This window comes from Geodermatophilus sp. DSM 45219, assembly GCF_900104025.1.
GTDB lineage: Bacteria > Actinomycetota > Actinomycetes > Mycobacteriales > Geodermatophilaceae > Geodermatophilus.
Genome location: NZ_FNIQ01000001.1, coordinates 985,438 through 1,003,795, shown reverse-complemented (window position 1 = coordinate 1,003,795; position 18,358 = coordinate 985,438). Strand labels below are relative to the sequence as shown.

General features: G+C 74.0%; 18 protein-coding genes. 11 read left to right on the top strand and 7 right to left on the bottom strand.

Annotated elements, in window-relative coordinates; genetic code table 11:
* Positions 1–83: 83 nt before the first annotated feature.
* A complete protein-coding gene (locus BLR12_RS04830) occupies positions 84–1,301 on the bottom strand; it encodes an MBL fold metallo-hydrolase (protein ID WP_255363288.1) in 1,218 nt (405 codons plus the stop codon).
* Between the two features lie 84 nt (positions 1,302–1,385).
* Between BLR12_RS04830 and BLR12_RS24295 the strand changes: the two genes are divergently transcribed.
* A complete protein-coding gene (locus BLR12_RS24295; RefSeq protein ID WP_176832281.1) occupies positions 1,386–1,526 on the top strand; it encodes a hypothetical protein in 141 nt (46 codons plus the stop codon).
* Between the two features lie 33 nt (positions 1,527–1,559).
* Here the strand turns inward: BLR12_RS24295 and BLR12_RS04825 are convergent, their stop codons facing one another.
* Positions 1,560–2,597 (bottom strand): Rieske 2Fe-2S domain-containing protein, encoded by a 1,038-nt coding sequence (locus BLR12_RS04825; RefSeq protein WP_255363287.1) that lies wholly within the window; start codon positions 2,595–2,597, stop codon positions 1,560–1,562.
* 208 nt (positions 2,598–2,805) lie between these two features.
* Here BLR12_RS04825 and BLR12_RS04820 point away from each other — a divergent pair, with 208 nt between their 5' ends.
* Positions 2,806–3,201, top strand: a complete 396-nt coding sequence (locus BLR12_RS04820; RefSeq protein WP_091374067.1) for a DUF485 domain-containing protein — start codon at positions 2,806–2,808, stop codon at positions 3,199–3,201.
* A complete protein-coding gene (locus tag BLR12_RS04815) occupies positions 3,194–4,837 on the top strand; it encodes a solute symporter family protein (protein WP_091374065.1) in 1,644 nt (547 codons plus the stop codon). The genes BLR12_RS04820 and BLR12_RS04815 overlap by 8 nt, the downstream gene beginning before the upstream one ends.
* Before the next feature lie 236 nt (positions 4,838–5,073).
* Here BLR12_RS04815 and BLR12_RS04810 read toward each other — a convergent pair whose 3' ends face one another.
* The 3 genes from BLR12_RS04810 to BLR12_RS04800 all read right to left on the bottom strand — a co-directional run bounded on the left by BLR12_RS04810 (position 5,074) and on the right by BLR12_RS04800 (position 7,250).
* The gene (locus BLR12_RS04810; protein ID WP_091374063.1) at positions 5,074–5,295 is read right to left on the bottom strand and encodes a hypothetical protein; all 222 of its coding nucleotides are present in this window, start codon (positions 5,293–5,295) and stop codon (positions 5,074–5,076) included.
* Positions 5,296–5,395: 100 nt separating this feature from the next.
* Positions 5,396–6,256 carry a manganese catalase gene (locus BLR12_RS04805; protein ID WP_091374062.1) on the bottom strand — a complete coding sequence of 287 codons (861 nt, stop codon included), beginning with the start codon at positions 6,254–6,256 and terminating at the stop codon, positions 5,396–5,398.
* Between the two features lie 256 nt (positions 6,257–6,512).
* Entirely contained in the window at positions 6,513–7,250 is a 738-nt protein-coding gene (locus BLR12_RS04800; RefSeq protein ID WP_091374059.1) for a sensor histidine kinase, read from the bottom strand.
* A gap of 59 nt (positions 7,251–7,309) precedes the next feature.
* Here BLR12_RS04800 and BLR12_RS04795 point away from each other — a divergent pair, with 59 nt between their 5' ends.
* Complete coding sequence (locus tag BLR12_RS04795; RefSeq protein WP_091374056.1) at positions 7,310–8,002, top strand: response regulator; 693 nt, start codon at positions 7,310–7,312, stop codon at positions 8,000–8,002.
* 80 nt (positions 8,003–8,082) lie between these two features.
* On the opposite strand, the gene BLR12_RS04790 is transcribed toward BLR12_RS04795, so the two are convergent.
* Both BLR12_RS04790 and BLR12_RS04785 read right to left on the bottom strand, forming a co-directional pair.
* Positions 8,083–9,561: a PH domain-containing protein gene (locus BLR12_RS04790; protein WP_091374427.1), complete on the bottom strand. Its 1,479-nt coding sequence runs from the start codon at positions 9,559–9,561 to the stop codon at positions 8,083–8,085.
* Positions 9,562–9,635: 74 nt separating this feature from the next.
* Entirely contained in the window at positions 9,636–10,148 is a 513-nt protein-coding gene (locus BLR12_RS04785) for a PH domain-containing protein (protein ID WP_176832345.1), read from the bottom strand.
* A 56-nt stretch (positions 10,149–10,204) separates the two neighbouring features.
* Here BLR12_RS04785 and BLR12_RS04780 point away from each other — a divergent pair, with 56 nt between their 5' ends.
* From BLR12_RS04780 to BLR12_RS04750, 7 genes are all read left to right on the top strand, one after another.
* The gene (locus BLR12_RS04780; RefSeq protein ID WP_091374423.1) at positions 10,205–10,534 is read left to right on the top strand and encodes a rhodanese-like domain-containing protein; all 330 of its coding nucleotides are present in this window, start codon (positions 10,205–10,207) and stop codon (positions 10,532–10,534) included.
* Between the two features lie 501 nt (positions 10,535–11,035).
* The gene (locus BLR12_RS04775) at positions 11,036–11,533 is read left to right on the top strand and encodes a GtrA family protein (protein ID WP_091374050.1); all 498 of its coding nucleotides are present in this window, start codon (positions 11,036–11,038) and stop codon (positions 11,531–11,533) included.
* Positions 11,534–11,598: 65 nt separating this feature from the next.
* Positions 11,599–12,330, top strand: coding sequence for a dolichyl-phosphate beta-glucosyltransferase (locus BLR12_RS04770; protein WP_091374421.1), 732 nt, complete (start codon positions 11,599–11,601; stop codon positions 12,328–12,330).
* Positions 12,327–13,826 (top strand): glycosyltransferase family 4 protein, encoded by a 1,500-nt coding sequence (locus BLR12_RS04765; RefSeq protein ID WP_176832344.1) that lies wholly within the window; start codon positions 12,327–12,329, stop codon positions 13,824–13,826. The genes BLR12_RS04770 and BLR12_RS04765 overlap by 4 nt, the downstream gene beginning before the upstream one ends.
* 100 nt (positions 13,827–13,926) lie before the next feature.
* On the top strand, positions 13,927–15,120 hold the full coding sequence (locus tag BLR12_RS04760; protein WP_176832343.1) for a glycosyl hydrolase family 8: 1,194 nt from the start codon (positions 13,927–13,929) through the stop codon (positions 15,118–15,120).
* Positions 15,117–16,751: a glycosyltransferase gene (locus BLR12_RS04755; protein WP_176832342.1), complete on the top strand. Its 1,635-nt coding sequence runs from the start codon at positions 15,117–15,119 to the stop codon at positions 16,749–16,751. The genes BLR12_RS04760 and BLR12_RS04755 overlap by 4 nt, the downstream gene beginning before the upstream one ends.
* Before the next feature lie 18 nt (positions 16,752–16,769).
* Entirely contained in the window at positions 16,770–18,356 is a 1,587-nt protein-coding gene (locus BLR12_RS04750; protein WP_091374038.1) for a glycosyltransferase family 39 protein, read from the top strand.
* The last annotated feature ends 2 nt before the right edge of the window (positions 18,357–18,358 follow it).

Genomic DNA, 18,358 nt, shown 5'->3' with positions numbered 1-18,358 from the left:
GTTGACGGTTCGTGCCCTCGTGACAGCGAGATCGGCGATCTAGCCAGCTGACCGCCCCCCGCCGACCGACTCGTGAACCGCTGTCAGTCGAGGAGGCGGCGGGCGGTCAGCCAGGAGGCGGCCCGGGCGGCCACGGAGCTGCCCGCGCCGCCGTCCCCGCCCTCGGCCGGCGCGCCGGCCGCGGAGCCGACCGCCGACCACCAGTCGGTCAGCGGCGGCGGGGCCAGGGCGTCGACCCGCTCGCCCGGCCGCGGCACCGCCACTGGGACCTCCGAGCGCTCCGCCGCGGCGCACAGCCGCTGGATCGGCTCGGCCCAGCGGTGGAAGGCCAGGTTGAACGTCGCCCAGTGCACCGGCACCATCAGCCCGCCGCCGAGGTCGCCGTGCGCCCGGACGGCCTCCTCCGGCGTCATGTGGATCGCGGCCCACGCGTCGTTGTAGGCGCCGACCGGCAGCAGCGTGAGGTCGAAGGGCCCCAGCAGCGCGCCGATCTGCGCGAACGCCGGGGTGTAGCCGGTGTCGCCGCCGAAGAAGACCCGGTGGCGCGGCCCGGCCACCACCCAGGAGGCCCACAGCGTCGTGTCGCGGGTGAGGAACCGGCCGGAGAAGTGCCGCGCCTCGGTGCAGGTCAGCGTCAGGCCGGCGACGTCCACCGCGCCGTCCCAGTCCAGCTCGACGACCCGCTCCTCCGGCACGCCCCAGCCGCGCAGGTGCGCGCCCAGCCCGAGCGGGACGACGAACGGCGCCGTCTGCGTGCGGACCAGCGCCCGCACCGTGGGCAGGTCGAGGTGGTCGTAGTGGTCGTGCGACACCAGGACGGCGTCGACGTGGGGCAGGTCGGCCAGCGGCAGCGGGACCGGGTGCAGGCGGGTCGGCCCGATCAGCGGGGACGGCGACACCCGTTCGCCCCACACCGGGTCGACCAGCACCCGGCGGCCGTCGACCTCGAGCAGCGCGCTGGAGTGGCCGAACCAGGTGACCGCCAGCTCGGCCGCCTCCGCGGGCAGCTCCGGGCGGTGCAGCGGCACCGGGCGCGCCGGCAGGCCGATGTGGCGCTCCTCGTGCACCTGCCGGAGCAGTCCGCGCTGGGCGCTGGCCGGGGGGCGCGCCGGCGTGCGGACCCGGTTGTGGAAGCGGCCCTCGGAGAAGTGCGGCGAGCCGGCGGCGTACGCCTGGACCTCCCGCTGGCTCGCACCCAGCGCCGTCGGCAGTCCCCAGGCGGCGCGGGCCAGCCAGACGGCGGGTCCGGCGAGGGTGGCGGCGAGGGCGAGCGCGGTGCGGCGGGCGGTGGAGGACGGCACGACCGCCAGCATCCCAGCCGTTCCTGGAGAGCCGCCGTCCCGCGGTGGTTGCCGGGCACCGGGCCGGCGCCGACCATGGCCTCCGTGACCGACGACGTGCGCGAGGACGACGGCGGCGACCCGGCCTGCTGGCTGCGGCGGGTGTGCCCGGCCTGCGGGCGGCTGGCGGACGTCGACCCGCCGGTGCGCTGCGCCGCCTGCGGAGAGCTGCTCCCGGCGGATTGAAGGCGGCCTCCCGGCCGGGGCAGGGGTCCGTCGTCAGGCGGCGGCGCGGGCCCCGCGCGCGGTCCCGGTGAAGTCGCACAGCGCCCGGCGCAGCGCCACGCCCAGGCGGTCGGCGCGCAGGTGCAGCTCGTCCCGGCCGGCCGGCGGCAGCCCCTGCCCGGCCAGGTGCGCGGTCAGCGCGAGGTCCTCGTCGAGCACCCGCTGCGCGAGGGCCACCTCGCGGCCGACGTCGCGGGGCGCGGGCAGCGGGCGCCCGGGCCCGGCGGAGAGCAGCAGCCGCGTGTAGACGCGGGTGGAGTCCGCGTCCTCCGGCTGCAGCAGGAAGTGGACGGTCGTGACCGCGCCGGAGTCCAGGTGCTCCCGGCGCAGCAGCAGCTGGAACGGCGCCCGGTGGACCGCGGTCACCCGCCGGCGCAGCCGCACCGGGCGCTCCCCGGTGGCCACGCCGGGGTCGGTGGGCGCGTCCGAGCCGCTCGCGGACGCCGTACGCCGGCGGGTCGACCTCGAGGCGGTCGGTGCGGCGCAGCGTCCAGGTGCGCCCGAGCAGCCGGACCTGCAGCCAGCCACCGGGCCGCAGCTCGCCGGACAGCGCCACCGGGTGCCACGCCGTCTCCAGGGCGGGTGCAGGTTGCCGAGCACCGGGCCGGCGGGTTGCGGTGGGGCGGGCACCGGTTCGGCAACGGTGGCGTCCCCCGGCCGCGGCGGCGTGGGGACGGCGGTGCGCTCGGGGGCCAGCCAGACCCAGCCGTGCCGCTCCTCGACCGCCCACGGCACGGTCAGGTCCGCCCGCGGGGGCGGCGTCCCGTCCGGGCCCAGGGCCGGGATGGTGACGCACCGACCCTCGCCGTCGTACTGCCAGCCGTGGTACGGGCAGGTCAGCCGCCCGTCGACGACCGTGCCGGCGCTCAGTGGCACCAGCCGGTGCGGGCAGGTGGCCGGGAAGGCGCTGACCTCACCATCGGGGCGCAACCGGACCAGCACGTAGGCGCGCCCACCGGCGCCCACCGGCAGCGGCCTCGACCCCACCTCGGCGGCGCGTGCCACCGGGAACCAGCCCGTCGACGTCCCCACGCACGTGGTCATGACCCATGGCAGCGCCGCCGCGTTCCCGCCCGGTCACGGCCGCCGTACGTTCGGGCGACGCCGCTCCGTCCGGCGGGTGCGACGTCGGTCGTACACAACGAATTCGCATCCTGCGGCACACGATCGGTCGCCTTGTCTCTAGAGTGACCGCGATCACCCAGTCCCAGGTGACGAGCACGACAGGGAGAACGCAACTGTGACACCACCTGAAGAACGCAGGCTCCTGACGCCGGAGGAGTACACCCAGGCGCAGGCCTCACCGGAGTTCGTCGAGTTGAAGCGGCGCTTCCGTCGCTTCGCGTTCCCCATGACCGTGGCCTTCCTGGCCTGGTACCTGCTCTACGTCCTGCTCTCGACGTACGCGCCGGACTTCATGGCCACGCCGGTCTTCGGCAACGTCAACCTCGGCATCCTGCTCGGCCTGGGACAGTTCGTGTCCACGTTCGTCATCACGCACGTCTACGTGGCGCACGCCGACAAGCGCACCGACCCGATCTCCGACGAGATGCGCGAGCGGCTCGAGCACCACGAGTACGCCACCGGCACCCGCGGCGACGGCGGCTCGGTGACCGGGGGTGCCTCGCGTGCTTGACGTGCATGCCGCCGAGAGCGCGACCATCGGCAGCCCGGCGATCAACATCTCGATCTTCGGCATCTTCGTCCTGATCACGCTGGTCATCACCTTCCGGGCCAGCCGCAACAACACCAGCGCCGCGGACTACTACGCCGCCGGCCGCAACATCAGCGGTACCCAGAACGGTCTGGCCATCGCCGGTGACTACCTGTCGGCGGCGTCCTTCCTGGGCATCGCCGGCGCGATCGCCGTCTACGGCTACGACGGGTTCCTCTACTCGATCGGCTTCCTCGTCGCCTGGCTGGTGGCGCTGCTGCTGGTCGCCGAGCTCATGCGCAACACCGCCCGGTTCACGATGGCCGACGTGCTGGCCTTCCGGATGCGGCAGGGCCCGGTGCGCACGGCGGCGGCGATCTCGACCCTGGCGGTCTCGCTGTTCTACCTGCTGGCCCAGATGGCCGGCGCCGGCGGCCTGGTGACCCTGCTGCTCGGCGTCACCGGTGAGGCCGCCCAGGCGCTGGTCGTCGTCCTGGTCGGCGCGCTGATGATCGTCTACGTGCTGGTCGGCGGCATGCGCGGCACCACGTACGTGCAGATCATCAAGGCCACGCTGCTCATCGCCGGCGCGCTGGTGATGACGCTCTGGGTGCTCGCGCTGTACGGCTTCAACCTCTCGGCGCTGTTCGGCGACTCGGTGGCCAACGCCGTGGAGGGCCGCGACGTCCTGGCGCCGGGGGCGCAGTACGGGGCGACCAACATCTCCCAGCTCGACTTCATCTCGCTGGCCCTGGCCCTGGTCCTCGGGACGGCGGGCCTGCCGCACGTGCTGATGCGCTTCTACACCGTGCCGACGGCGAAGGACGCCCGCCGCTCGGTGGTCTGGGCGATCTGGTTGATCGGCATCTTCTACCTGTTCAGCCTGGTGATCGGCTACGGCGCCGGCGCGCTGGTGGGGCCGGAGACCATCCTCGCCGCGCCCGGTGCGGTCAACGCCGCGGCGCCGCTGCTGGCTTTCGAGCTGGGCGGCACGGTGCTGCTGGGCATCATCGCCGGTGTCGCGTTCGCGACGATCCTCGCCGTGGTCGCCGGCCTGACGATCACCGCCTCGGCGTCCTTCGCGCACGACGTGTACGCGTCGGTGATCAAGAAGGGTCAGGTGTCGCCGAACGGGGAGGTGAAGGTCGCCCGCATCACCGCGATCGTCATCGGTGCCATCTCGATCGGGCTGGGCATCCTGGCGCTGCAGGCCGGGCTGAACATCGCCTTCCTGGTGGCGCTGGCGTTCGCGGTGGCCGCCTCGGCGAACCTGCCGACCATCCTCTACACCCTGTTCTGGAGCCGGTTCACCACCCGGGGCGCGCTGTGGTCGATGTACGGCGGTCTGATCGCGTGCATCACGCTGATCATCTTCTCGCCGGTGGTGTCCGGTGCGCCGGTCAACCCGGTCACCGGCGTCAGCCCGTCGCTGATCCAGGACGTCGACTTCTCCTGGTTCCCGTTGAACAACCCCGGCCTGGTGTCGATCCCGCTGTCGTTCTTCCTCGGCTGGCTGGGCACCGTGCTCTCCAAGGAGAAGCCGGACGAGCCCAAGTGGGCCGAGCTGGAGGTCCGGGCGCTCACCGGGATCGGGGCGGAGAAGGCCGTCCAGCACTGAAGAAGGACCCGACTCCTCCCCACCACTCGCTCCGCTCGTGGCGGGTCCCGGGAGCCGGGCCGTTCCAGTCGGTTGCGTTGGCGCGCGTCCCTATGTGGGGGCGCGCGCCTCGCGCGTTCCGGGAGCGTCCCTCGACGATCAGCTGGGCTGGTCGGACCACGTCCTGGCTCAGGGTCGACGGTGAGCCAGGACGCCCGACGGTGAGCTGGGCTGATCGTCGGGGACGGGGAGCCGGGTCAGGCGGCGGCCCGGGCGGGATCGGGTGCGAGGACGGCGTCGGCGGTCGCCACGGCGGCCGGGACGGCGTGGGTGCGGCGGTGGCGGACGGCCCAGCGGGTGACCAGACCAGTGAGGACGACGAGGCCGGCGACCAGGTGATGGCCGGGCGCGGCGACCGCGACGGCGAGGGCCGCGGCGTAGACCACCGTCAGCAGGACGGCGGGGACGGACAGGTGCACGGTGCTCTCCTCCGGCAGGGGCGGCCCGCCGGCCGGTGGCCGGGTCCAGGAGACCCGGCCACCGGCACAGCGACGGCGCAGGACGGGACGGATCAGCGCGTCACTTGAGCAGGTCCTTGGCCTTCTGCAGCAGGCCACCCACCTCGGTCTGCGGGGTCCCGTACAGCCGCGGGTCGCCCGGCGGCAGGATCGGCGCGTCGGCGGTCGCCTCGATCGGGCGGGCGCGGAACTCACCGCGGCCGTCCGGTGCCGGACCCGAGGCCCACCGGCCGGCTGAGGCCTCGGGGCCGTCGGAGGCGTCGATGAAGGTGTAGCCGAGGTCACCGACCTCCTCCTCCAGCGGGAACGCCTCGGGCACCGGGATGCCCTCGAGCCCGTCCTCCTTGAGCTGCTCGATCGCGGCCAGCCACTGCATCTGGTGCATGTGGTCGCGGGTGATGAGGAACCGCAGCATGTCCTTGACCCCGGGGTCGTCGGTCATGTTGTAGAGCCGGGCCACCTGCAGCCGGCCCTGCATCTCGGCGGTCGCGTTGTAGTGGAAGTCGGCCATGAGGTTGCCGCTGGCGGTGACGTACGCGCCGCTCCACGGCACGCCCATGCTGTCCTTGTAGTACGCGCCCCCGCCGTTGACGATCGCGTGCTGCGGGTTGGTCTGCCCGTAGCCGGCGGCGGCCTCGTTGGTGCGGTCGGCGGCGTCGGGCTTGAGCGGCTGGTGGTCGAGCAGCCGGTCGATCATCGTCACGATCATCTCGACGTGGGCCAGCTCCTCGGTGCCGATGGCCAGGAGCATGTCCTTGTACTTGCCGGGCAGCCGGCAGTTCCAGCCCTGCAGCAGGTACTGCGTGGCGACCGTCATCTCGCCCCACTGGCCGCCGAGGATCTCCTGCATCCGCCGGGCGAACGTGGCGTCGGGGCCGTCGGGCTTGGCCTCGTACTGCAGGGCGTGGGTGTGCGTGAACATGCGTGTCTCCCTGGCGTCGTCGCGACCACCGCCGATGCGGTGACACCAGGGATCTGCCCGCGCCGGGTGGCCCGCCCGTGCCGAGCGGTGGCCCCCCGGTGCCAATGTGATCGGTCGGCCCACCGGCCGACACCGCGGCCACTACGGCCGCACCGCCGGTGATCATGGGCTTGTTGCCGGCGACACGCGGCGGCCCGCGGGAGCGGGCGGCGACAACCCCATGATCACGGCGGATGGAGCCCGAGGAGGTCCTCCCTCAGCGGTCGGGGAGCTGCACGGTCAGCGTCAGGGCCACACCGTCCTCGGTCCACACGATCCGCCCGCCCAGCTCGCCGGTCTGCCGTCTCACCGACCACAGGCCGAGCCCCGTGAGGTCCTGCGGCGGGGAGTCGGTGCGCAGGTGCCCGAGCAACCGCTCCGGGCGGACGACGGCCTGGGTCAACGACAGGTCCACCCAGCCCGGCCGACACCGCACCGACAGCAGCACCGCCGCGCCGTCCCCGTGCCGGTGGGCGTTCTCCAGCAGGTTGGTCAGGATCCGCTGCACGCGGGCGTCGGCCACGGCGACGTCCTCGGCGTGCGGGCAGAAGCGCACGGTCAGCTGCGCGGCGGGCAGCCCCGAGGCGGCCACCGACGCCCGGACGACGTCGCCCAGCCGGCGGGTGCCGCGGCCCAGCGGCGCGGCCCCGCCGGTGGCGGCCGCCGTCCGGAGCATGGAGGCCAGGTGCGCGGTCTGCGCGCGGGCCAGCTCCAGCACCTCCCCGGGATCGGCGGCCGGCCCGGCGGGCCGGTCCAGCGCCCCCAGGAGGGCCTCCAGCGAGGCCAGCGGCGAGCGCATGTCGTGGCACAGCGCCCGCACCAGCGCCTCGCTGGGCGGCGGGGCCTGCTCCGGGACGGCGGACGGCGGTTGCCTGCGGCGCCGCAGCAGGCGGCGCAGGACGGCCGGCACCCGGCCCGACTCGACGGACGTCGGGTGGTTGGGAGCGAGGGTCATGGGCACCTCCGAGTTGCGTGCGGTCAACAGCGCCGGCGCAGCGGACCGCCTGGGGAGAGATGGAGTTGACCGACGCCGGAGCTGGGCGCCGTCCTGAGGTCGACGTGGTGCTCGTCGACGACCACCCGCTGTTCAGCCGGGGTCTGGCCCTGCTGCTGCCGGGGGTGAGCGAGGGGCGGGTCCGCGTCGTGGCCACGACCGACGACGCCTCGGCGGCCGCGGCGATGGTGCGCCGGCACCACGCCGACGTCGCCGTCGTGGACCTGCACATGCCGCCGCCGGGCGGCACGCGGGCGATCGCGGCGATCCGCCGGGCCGACCCGACGGTGCGGGTGGTGGCGCTCTCCGGTCAGGCCGAGGAGGACGCCGTCCTGGAGGCGCTGCGCGCGGGGGCCGCCGGCTTCCTGCCCAAGACCGCCGACCCCGAGGCGCTGGTGCGCCCCCTGATGGCGGTGCTCGACGGCTGGTCGGTGATCCCCGAGGCCCTGCTGCGCCGGCTGCTCGAGGAGTCCGCGCCCTCCGGTGGGCAGGGCCTGGCCGAGCGGCTGACCGCCGACGAGCGCCGGCTGTGGCGGCTGGTGGCCGACGGCACGAGCACCGTGGAGATCGCCACCACCCTGCACGTGTCCGAACGGACGGCGAAGCGGTTGGTGGCGGCGCTGCTGCGGAGCCTCGGCGTGGCCACCCGCGTCGAGGCGGCGGCGCTGGCCGGGCGGGTGCACCTGGGTGGCGGCCACGGCAGGCAGGGATGAGTTCCGCACCCGGGCAGGTCCGCATCCCATCACCGCCCTGCTACCCGCGGGGGTGATCGACAGTCGCGGGCCGGGGACCGTCAGCCAGGGGTCAGCGTCCCCGCCCACGTCCCCGACGACGCCGCCGTCGTGAAGCCGGGGACGTCGGCGGCGGCCATGTCCACCGCGGCGTAGCCCCCGCTGCCGGCGCCCACGCAGGCGACGACGGTCGCCAGTCCCGCCCGCCGTTGCAGCACGCTCTGCCGCACCTCCCACCCGACGACGGCACGCCGCTGCAGCACCACCTGCTCGCGCACCACCCAGCCGCTGCGCACGCTGAACGACCGCGGGCCCGCCCCGTGCCCGAGCGCCCGGTACCGGCCGATGCCCATGGGCACGCCCAGCACGGTGAGGACGACCCCGGCGGCCGGCACCCACCACCAGCCGAGGGTCGCCGCCGCCCACACCCCGCCCGCGGTGACCGCCAGCCCCGCGGCCAGCGCCCGGAACAGCCGGCGGCGCAGCGCGGCCGGCGGGTGGCCGGTGAGCGGGCCGGGGTCCTCGACCAGCCGGCCCAGCAGCCGCAGCGCCTCGGTCCGCGGGCCGAGCGGGAGCAGCTGGCCGCGCCGGTTGGCCTGCCCCAGCCCGGTGACCAGGGCGTTGACCCGCGCGGCGCGCACCCAGCGCATGCCCAGGCCCTCGCTCAGCGTGCCGCCCCGGACGCGGTCGACCTCCAGCTCGGTGTGCCGGCGGGTGAGCAGCCCGCGGACGGCGACCAGCGACCCGCCCCGCCGCACCAGCCGGTAGCGCCAGTTCACGACGGCCGCCCCGACCACCGCGGCCAGCGCCAGCAGCGGTACCGCGGCGACCAGCGTGAGGACCAGCAGCCGGGCCGACGGCTCGGGGCCGGCCAGGTCCGGGACGACGGCGTCGGGCAGCTCCTGCACCAGCCGGACGAGCGTGCCGACGGCGGCCACCGGGACGACCAGGTAGCTGCCGACCAGCGGCGCGTAGAGCAGCCAGCGGGGGTCGAACCGGGCGATCTCCTCCTCGGCCGGCTCGGGCTCCGGCCGGCCGTCGTCCCCCGGAGCCGGCGGGCCCGCGGGACGGCGGGCCAGCAGCCGCGCCCGCAGCCGGTCGCCCTCGGCGCGCGGGACGCCGTCGACGACCAGCTCCTCCGCGTCGGTGGCCACCGCGCCGGCGGCGGCGTCGATGCGCACCCGCACCAGCCCGAGCAGCCGGTGCAGCGGTGGGGCCTCGACCTCCACGCCGCGGATCCGGTCGTTCGGCACGGTGCGCACCGATCGCGCCAGCAGCCCCCGGGTCACCACCACCGCGGTCGCCCGGTCGGCGTAACCGAACCGCCACCAGCTCAGCGAGGCCGCGGCCGCCGACAGCACCGTGATGACGACCGCCATCACGACGATCGTGAGCAGACCGTCGTCCAGGCCGACCACGGCGGCGACCGGGATGAGGACCGGCACCAGCTGGCGGGCCTGCCGGAAGGTGGCGGTGTGCACCAGCACCACGCGGGGCGACGTCCGGCGCGGCCGCTCGCCCGGTACGAGCGCGTCGTCCACGCCCACGTCGCCCGCCGGTCCGCTCCGGTGGGGCGCTGCGTGTTCCTCGCTGGGGTGCGCACCCCCCTCTCCGCTCACGTGGCCTCGTCGCGGATCAGCTCGGCCCGCCGCGCCAGGTCGTCGGCCACCCGCTGCGCCACGTCGGCCTCCAGGTGCAGGACCCGGACGGTCCCCTGCGAGGAGGCCGTCAGCACCGCGACCGTCGCCAGGCCGAACAGCTGCTGGAGCACCCCGCGGGTGACGTCGACGGTCTGGATGCGCGAGATGGGGACCAGCGTCCAGGTGCGGGTCAGCCAGCCGGTCAGGGTGTAGACCGCCTCCCCGGTGACCTCCCAGCGGTGCACCCGGTAGCGCACCCACGGCCGGATGCCGATCGCCACGACGGCGTAGAGCAGCGTCACTACCGGCGCCGCCCAGCGCAGCACCGGGACGGGACCCCCGGCGTCGTCCGGCACGAGGAAGACGGCCAGGGTGCCGAGGGCGAACCAGAGCGTGCCGAGCACGCCCTGCGTGGTCCACAGCCCGATCGCCGAGCGGGACAGCGACCAGGCCGGGTCCCGGACCGGTGCGGCGGCGTCGGCGCTCATCGCCTCCATCCTGTCAGCCCGGCGGGCCGCAGCCGCCGTGTCACGATGGATGCGTGATGCCGCAGCAGGTCCCGACCGTGCCCGCCAGCGAGGTGCCCGAGGATGCCGTCGTCCTCGACGTCCGTGAGGACGACGAGTGGGTGGCCGGCCACATCGACGGAGCCACCCACATCCCGATGGGCGAGGTCCCGGCCCGGCTGGACGACCTGCCCGAGGGTGACCCGCTCTACGTCACCTGCCGCGGCGGCGGCCGTTCGGCCCGGGTGGCGGCCTGGCTCAACGCCAACGGCTACGACGCGGTCAACGTGGGAGGCGGCATGGGGGAGTGGCAGGCCGCGGGCCGTCCGATGGTGAGCGAGACCGGTCAGCAGCCCTTCGTGCGCTGACAGCCGGGGGAGCATCGCGAGGAGCGGACCCCGGCGCGGGAGCGCACCGGTGTGGTCGTGCGCTGACAGCCGGGGGAGGATCGCGGCGTCGGGAGTCGTCGCAGACGTCCTCCCGAGGTGAGTGGGCCCCGCCACCATCGCAACAGGGCCTTGCGGCCCTGTTCGGACCGATGTGGCGCAGATCACACAGCTGTTTCCCAGGTTGATCGGGGTCGATGCGCCGAACCCGGCGCTGAGCAGGGCAGATGCCCCTGGCCGTGCCGTGGTGCGTGACCGTCATGACAGAGCCGGCCGTCCTCGCTGTGATGGGCGCCATCGCATCGCGCGCGATTTGTTGACGCGTGGTAGTGGGCCGGTGTCCAGTCGTGATCATGGCGGTCCCGAGGCCGGGGAGCCCCGGTGGAGCGCAGGTAGCTTCGGAATCCGGTACCGCGGGGGGTGTCGAGCAAGGACGTGCTCCCGAGATGTCCGACCCGCCGGTCGGTTGAGGGAGAAGTCCGAATGCTGCGAGCGCTCTGCCGCGCCCAGACCATCCGTTTCGCGGTGGTGGGCCTGGCCATCACCGCGCTGCACCTGCTGGTCTTCCGGCTGGTGCTGCCCTGGACGGCGCCCGAGGCGGCCAACGTCGTCGCCTTCCTGACCGCCACCCAGGTCAACTTCGTCCTCAGCTACTTCTGGACCTGGTCCGCCCGCCGCCCGGTCGGCCGGGAGACCGTCGGCTCGGTGCTGCGCCGCGCGGTCCTGTTCAACGGCTCGGCGACCCTCGGCTTCGGCGTCAACGCCGTCGTGTTCTCGACCGCCCTGCGCCTCGTCGGGCTGGACCCGCTGACGAGTGCGGCCGTGGCCACCGTGGCCAGCGCGGCGACGAGCTTCCTGCTGAGCTCGCGCGTCGTCTTCGCCCGCCGGCCGGTCCTCGACGCCCTCGAGGTGGACGCCGTCGAGGTGCTGGAGGCCCGCCTGGTGACCGCGGCCCCCGCCCCCCGGGTCGCCGCCGAGTGACCGCCCGCCCGAGCCCTGATCCGGAGCACCCCCTGACCAACGTCCCCGCGGAAGGTGGCAACGCCGTGCACGACCGGCAGCCCGACCTCGACATCGTCGTCCCTGCCTACAACGAGGAGGCCCGGCTCGGCCCGACGCTGCGCGCCCTCGCCGCCCACACCGCCACCCTCCCGCTGCGCGTGCAGATCACCGTCGTCGACAACGGGTCGGTCGACCGCTCGGCCGAGGTCGTCGACGAGGTCGCGCAGCAGCGCCCCGGCAACACCGAGCTGCGGCTCATCGGGTGCGCGCGCCAGGGCAAGGGGGCCGCGGTGCGCCGTGGCCTGCTGGCGAGCACGGCGCGCTACCGCGGCTTCTGCGACGCCGACCTGTCCACGCCGCCGCAGGTGCTCACCGACGTCCTCGGGCACCTCGAGCGGGGCGCGCCCGTCGTGATCGGCTCCCGGCGTGCGCCCGGCGCCAGCTACGCCGTGGCCCAGCCGCTGGTCCGCCGGCTGGGCTCCTCCACCTTCCGGATGCTCACCCGGCCGATGGTCGGCGAGGTCGCCGACACCCAGTGCGGGTTCAAGTTCTTCTCCGGGGACGCGGCGCAGCAGATCTTCAGCCGGGTCACCGCGCGCGGCTTCGCCTTCGACGTCGAGGTGCTGGCGGTGGCCAACCGGCTGGGCATGCCGGTCGTCGAGGTGCCGGTCCGGTGGACCGACCAGGCCGGCTCGTCGTTCCACGTGTGGAGCCACGGCAGGCGCGTCGTCTCCGAGGTCGTCGCGGTCCGCGCGGCGCTGGCGAGGATGTCGTGAGCCGGTCGGTGCAGGGCCCCTCCGTCGTCGTCCTCAACTGGCGTGACCGCCGGCACCGCTCGGCGGGCGGCGCCGAGCTGTACTGCCAGCGCGTGGCCCGCGAGCTGGCCGACCGTGGGCGCTCGGTCGTCCTGGTCACCAGCCGTCCGGACGGCACCCCGGCGCGGGAGACCGTCGACGGGTACGCCGTCCGCCGGCTCGGCAGCTGGTGGAGCGTCTACCCCCTCGCCCTGCTGTGGCTGCTGCGGCACCGGTCGTCGGTCGACGCGGTGGTCGACTCGCAGAACGGCATCCCGTTCTTCAGCCCGCTGGTCACCGGCCGGCGCATCCCGGTGGTGCTCCTGGTCCACCACGTGCACCAGGACCTCTTCGCCCGTGCCCTGCGGCCGGCCGCCGCACGGCTCGCGCGCTGGCTCGAGGGGCCGGTGAGCCGCCGGGTCTACCGGCGCCGGACCGTGGTGGTCCTCTCCCCGTCGGCCCGCACCCAGGTGCGCCGCCGGCTGCGCTTCGACGGACCCGTCCACGTGGTGCCCACCGGCGCCGACACCCTCGGCCTGCGCGGCGAGCGCGCCGCCACCCCACGCGTCGTCGTGGTGGGCCGGCTCACGCACCACAAGCGGCTGGACTCGCTCGTCGACGCCATGACCGACGTGCAGGTGCGGGTGCCTGACGCCGAGCTGCACCTCGTCGGCGACGGGCCCGCCCGCCGCGAGCTGGTGGAGCGCGCGCGCACGGCCGGATCGCGGGTCGTGTTCCACGGCCGGCTCCCGGACGCCGAGCGGGACGCGCTGCTCGGCACCGCCTGGCTGACCGTCAGCGCCTCCGACGGCGGGGACTGGGCCGTGTCGCTGGTCGAGGCCAACGCCGCCGGCGTCCCCGCGCTCGCCCGGCGGGTCAGCGGCGTGCGCGACACCGTCCGCCACGGCGTGACCGGCTGGCTGGTCGACGGCGAGCCCGACGGGCTGGCCGACGCGATCGTCCGGGCCCTGCTGACCCTCGACGACCCGGCGGTCGCCGGGACGATCGCCGAGCGGGCGCGGGCCTGGGCCGCACGCTTCACCTGGGCGCGCACGGCGGACGGCGTGCTCCAGGCGATCGACGCCGAGGGCGCGCGCCTGGAGCGGCAGCTTGACGGCCAGCGCGAGCGGCGCACCGGCAACGACCTGGTGGTCGTGCTCAGCGTCCCGCAGGCCGCGCTCCCCGAGGGCTGGGAGTCCTCGCGACGGACCGGGGACGTCTGGGTCTCCGACGGCGAGACCGTCCGGGCGCTGCTGACCGGCGCGGACGAGGGCGACGTCGAGGGCATCCTCGCCCGCCTGGGGATCCGCCGGGACGACCCCTCGATCAGCGTGCTCGTGGCCCGGCACGCGGACCTCCTGGGCGACCGCCACCCGCTCGGCGAGCCGGTGGTGGACCTGGTGGAGGTCGTCGAGCGCGCCGCCGGCGCGCTCGGGGGCCGGCGACCGGACGAGCGCGGAGGACGACGTGCAGCCTGATCACCGGGTCGAGCCGGGCGGGGTCCCCGCCGGTTCCCCTCCCACCGCCACCAGGCGTCGGCGTCGCCGGCGCGGGACCGCCGTCGCCGTCGTCCTCGCCGTGGGCGCCGCCGTCGCGGGCGGGGTCCACCTCTCCGACGACGTCCAGCGGGCCGCGGCGGTCGTGGCCGCCGACGAGCCGATGATCGCGTCGGAGAAGACGGTCCTGGCCGACCTGTGGCAGGTCTACAAGGACACCTACGTCGAGCCGGGCACGAACCGGACGATGGACCTGCAGAACGGGTCGATCACCACGTCCGAGGGCCAGAGCTACACGATGCTCCGGGCCGTCTGGATGGACGACCAGCAGACCTTCGCCGACAGCTGGCAGTGGACCAAGGACAACCTGCAGCGGGACGACTCGCTGCTGGCGTGGCGCTTCGGACAGCGCCCCGACGGCTCCTGGGGGATCCAGGACGAGCTCGGCGGCAGCAACTCCGCCAGCGACGCCGACGTCGACGTCGCGTTCGCGCTGCTGATGGCCTACTCGAGGTGGAAGCAGGACGACTACCTCTACGACGCGCTGCCGCTGATCGACGCGGTGTGGGAGGAGTCGGTCGTCGAGGTCGACGGCGCACCCCTGCTGGTGGCCAACGACCTCGAGCAGCGCAACCGCACCCAGGTGCTGGTCAACCCCTCCTACCTCGCGCCCTACGCCTACCGCGTGTTCGCACGGGTGGACCCCGACCCCGAGCACGACTGGGCCGGCCTGGTGGACAGCTCCTACGCCCTGCTGCAGGAGCTCAACCGGCAGCCGCTGGACGCCGACCGCTCCTCCGGGCTCCCGGCCGACTGGGTGCTGGTCGACCGTCGCACCGGTGAGTTCAGCGCGCCGAGCGGCGACCTGACCACACGGTTCAGCTACGACGCCCTGCGCCTGCCGTGGCGGCTGGCGCTGGACCACGCCTGGTACGGCGAGGAGCGCGCCCGCCAGCTCCTGGAGCGCCAGGTGCCCCTGGCCCAGGCGTACACGGAGCAGGACCGGCTGGTGGCCGCCTACCACCGCGACGGCACGCCCGCCGTGGACTACGAGGCCCCGGCGATGTACGGCGGCGCGATGGGCTACTTCGACACCGTCCGGCCCGACCTGGCCGAGCAGGTCTACACCGACGAGCTGCTGCGGTTCTACGACCCCGACTCGAAGGACCTGACCGAGGAACTCGGCTACTACGACTCCAACTGGGTGTGGTTCGGGATGGCCCTCCACCTCGACGAGCTGCCCAACCTGAACGTCACCGAGGAGCAGGCGCCGTGACTCTCGCCCCGGGTCGCGGTGCGACCTCCCGCCCGGACACGCACGGGTTCCTGCAGTACGAGCCCAACCGCGCGTTCCTGGTGACCAACGTCGTGCTGGCCGTCGTCTACACGCTGGTCATCAGCGTCGCGTTCGAGCACGGCAACTGGTTCCTGTTCGGTGCCCTGCTGGCGACCGAGCTGTTCCACCTGGTCCAGATCGTCGGCTACTGCTGGACGGTCTGGTCCCGGGACACCGCGCGGCCGTTCGACCCCTCCTACGCCCCGCCCGTCGACGTCTTCATCACCGTCTGCGGCGAGCCGGTGGACATCGTGCGGGAGACGACGAAGGCGGCCCTGGCGATGTCCTACCCGGTGCCCTTCACCGTGTACCTGCTCAACGACGGCCTGGTCGCCGGCAAGGACGACTGGCGCGACATCGAGGAGCTCGCCGACGAGCTCGGCGCCCGGTGCCTGACGCGGGTGACCCCGGGTGGGGCCAAGGCGGGCAACATCAACCACGCGCTGTCGCGGACCTCGAGCCCGTTCTTCGTCGTCTTCGACGCCGACCACGTCCCGCACCACGACTTCCTCACCGAGGTCATGGGGTACTTCGTGGACGAGCGGATGGGTTTCGTCCAGACGCCGCAGTTCTACGCCAACCAGGACCAGAACCGGGTCACCCGCGTGGCCTGGGACCAGCAGACGCTGTTCTTCGGGCCGATCATGTCCGGCAAGAGCCGGCTGGATTCCGCGTTCATGTGCGGCACCAACATGGCCGTGCGGCGCAGCGCCATCGCCGAGGCCGGCGGCATGTGCGAGTTCAACATCGCCGAGGACTTCCTCACCTCGCTGTTCATGCACGAGCGCGGCTGGAAGAGCGTCTACGTGCCCACGGTCCTCGCCGAGGGGCTCGCGCCCGACGACTTCCTCAACTACTACAAGCAGCAGTTCCGCTGGACCCGCGGCAGCCTCGAGGTGATCTTCAAGTACAACCCCCTGCTGCGGCGCGGGCTCACCACGGCGCAGAAGCTGCAGTACCTGCTCTCGGCCAGCTACTACCTGTCGGGCTCGGTCATCCTGCTCGACGCGCTGCTGCCGATCGTCTTCCTGCTCACCGGGGAGACCCCGATCGTGACATCGACGATGACGCTGGCGCTGGTCTTCGTGCCCTACATGTGGATCAACCTGTACGTCCTGCAGCGCACGTCCAACTTCACCTACAGCTACCAGGCCATCGCGTTCTCGCTGAGCGCCTGGTGGCTGCAGATCACCGCGATGGCGGCGGTGCTGGCCAACCGGAAGACGTCGTTCGCCGTGACCAGCAAGGCCACCCACGACGGTGCCCGGCCGAACTTCCTGCGGCTGGTCGTGCCGCAGCTGGTCTACGCGGCCGTCGCCGCGGTCGCCCTGGCGGTCGGTGCGGCCCGCGAGGGCGCCAGTGCCTCGCTGATGGCCAACGTCGCCTGGCTGGCCGTCCACCTGGCCATCGCCGTGCCCTTCGTCATCGCGGCCTCGCCGTCCCGCGCGCCCCGGAGTGCCCCGCTGCTCCCCGCGCCGTCCCCCGCACCCCTGTCGCCGATCCGCCGCGACCGGACCACCGCGGAGCCCACCCCCTCGGTCGAGCCGGCGCTGCAGCCGGTCCGCGACTGAGCCGCCGCGAGGAGCGACGTGTCCACCGACCTGCTGTCCCCTGCGCCGCCGGCACCGGCTGAGGGCCCCCGCCACCGCACCCGCCGGGAGCCGCGCCGCGTCGTCCCCCGGAGGAGCGGTGACCCCCTGCTGGTCGCCGCTGTCCACCTGCTGTGCCTGGGCCTGGTCCTGGTGGGTGCCCGGGTGGAGTGGCTGCGCAACTCGATCCGCCTGGACGAGGCGCAGAGCCTGTGGCAGACCAACCACAGCTACGGTGACCTGCTGCGGATCATCGCCGAGGACGTGCACGTCCCGCTCTACCACGTGCTGCTGCGCACCTGGCGGCTCGTGCTCGGCCCGGACATCGGGACGGCGCGGACGCTGTCCCTGCTGTTCCTGCTCGCCGCCGTCCCGGTGTTCTACCTCGTCGCCCGCAAGGTCCTCAGCAGGCCGTGGGCGCTGTTCGCCCTGGTCGTCTTCAGCTGCTCGCCGTTCCTGCAGTGGTACGGCAGCGAGGCCCGCATGTACTCGATGCTGGTCCTGGTCACCCTGGTGAGCCAGTACTTCTTCCTGACGCTGATCACGACCGGCCGGACCGCCGCCTGGACCGGTTACGCCACGACCGCCGTGGTGGGCGTCTACACGCACTACTTCTTCGCGTTCGTGCTGCTGACCCAGGGCCTCTACGTCCTGCTGACGTGGCGCCGGCTGCCCCGTGCGGCCGTCGTCCGGATGGTCGGGGTCGCGGCCGTGGTCGGCGCCGCCTACCTGCCGTGGTTCCTGTGGTTCCGGGCCAACGGGTCGGCCTCGCAGACCCGGCCCAACCTGCCCGAGCCGTCGTCGGTGGACTACTCGAACGTCTACTCGCAGTTCGTCTTCGGCTTCCAGAGCGACACGATCAACACGGTGCTGGTGTCGGCGTGGCCGTTGCTGGTGCTCGCGGCGCTGGCCAGCGTGCGGGCCGGCGTCCGCCTCGGCCGGCAGACGGCCTACCTCGTGGCGGCCGCCTTCGTGCCGGTGCTGCTGGCCTTCGTCGTCAGCCACCTGGTGACGCCGTTCTTCCTGAGCCGGTACATGATCGCCGCCCTCCCGGCGGTGCTGGTCCTGCTGGTGGTCTTCATCAGCGGCCTGAGCAGGCCGGTGGCCCGGGGGCTGGCCGGTGCCCTGCTCGCCGTCACGGTGCTCGGCACGGTCGTGCAGGCCACCAACCCCGACACCCCGGTTACCGAGGACTACCGGACGGCGGCGGAACTGGTCGAGGAGGGTGCCCGCCCGCAGGACGTGGTGGTGCTGAGCTCGCCGTTCACCGTGTACCCCTTCGAGTACTACTACGACGGCGCCGCCCGGATCACGACCCTGCCGGTGTGGGACCGGCAGGGGCCGGCGCCCGCGTACGACCCCGCCCGGCTGCCCGAGGAGGTCGCGTCGATCGCCGAGGGGCACCAGTACGTGTACCTGCTGCTGAGCTACGACCAGGGCTACGAGGACGAGGTCCTCCAGTACTTCGAGCGCAACTTCGAGCAGACGGCCGAGCACTCGCCGTCGCCGGACATGCGGCTGCTCGTGTACCGGGTGGGCTACAGCGAGGCGCTGCCGGCGGGCGAGCTGGAGCCCGCCGCCGGGTGACC